1 protein-coding gene and 1 pseudogene are annotated in these 661 nt (G+C 62.3%); both read right to left on the bottom strand.

Features of this window, described 5'->3' with window-relative positions; translation table 11 throughout:
* Positions 1-249 (bottom strand): annotated as a pseudogene (locus tag MD273_RS18600) (phospho-N-acetylmuramoyl-pentapeptide-transferase); the annotation flags it as partial.
* Between the two features lie 128 nt (positions 250-377).
* The coding region (locus tag MD273_RS18595) for a hypothetical protein (protein WP_239039265.1) at positions 378-661 on the bottom strand (284 nt) is incomplete at its 5' end.

The following is a 661-nucleotide window of genomic DNA, read 5'->3' as shown; positions in this document are numbered from 1 at the left end:
GATGCCGGCGAGGATCATCAGTCCTCCCATGGTGGGCGTACCGGCTTTCTTGAAGTGAGTCTGCGGCCCGTCGGCCCGGATCGGCTGGCCCTTGCCCTGCCGGATCTTGAGCGCCGAAATGATCGCCGGACCGAACAGGAAGACGATCAGCGCAGACGTGAAGACCGCCGCGCCGGAGCGGAAGGTGATGTAGCGGAACAGATTGAAGAACTGGAACCTGTCGGAAAACTCCACAAGCCAAATCAGCATAAACGCCCCTTTCCAGCGACGGCCGGATGCGCCGGACGTCCCGCCTCGGGATATTGCCGGCGCATCAATTTCTGGTTTTTCGCCGACCCTCAATCGAATCGCGGGCCGCGCATGCACTTGAGCGCGATTTACCCCTCGGCGGGATAGGTATCGAGCAGTTTCTTGACGATTGCGCCGAATCCGATGCCCAGTGACGATTTTACCATTACCGTATCGCCCGCGGCGACCGCACCGGCGGCGAAATCCGCGAGTTCGTCCGCATTCGGCCGATATTCCACAACTATGCTCTCCGGCAGCGCCTCTTTCAGCGCCACCATCTCCTCGCCGGCGAGCCAGACATCGGTGACGCCGGCCGAGACCAGCGGCACGGCGAGCCCCTCATGCGCATCCCGGGCAAAGCTGCCGAGTTCCA

The sequence above is a fragment of the Marinobacter sp. C7 genome (assembly GCF_022343555.1).
Taxonomy (GTDB): domain Bacteria; phylum Pseudomonadota; class Gammaproteobacteria; order Pseudomonadales; family Oleiphilaceae; genus Marinobacter.
The sequence above is the reverse complement of the archived record's forward strand: the minus strand, read 5'-3'. Positions and strand labels throughout refer to the sequence as shown.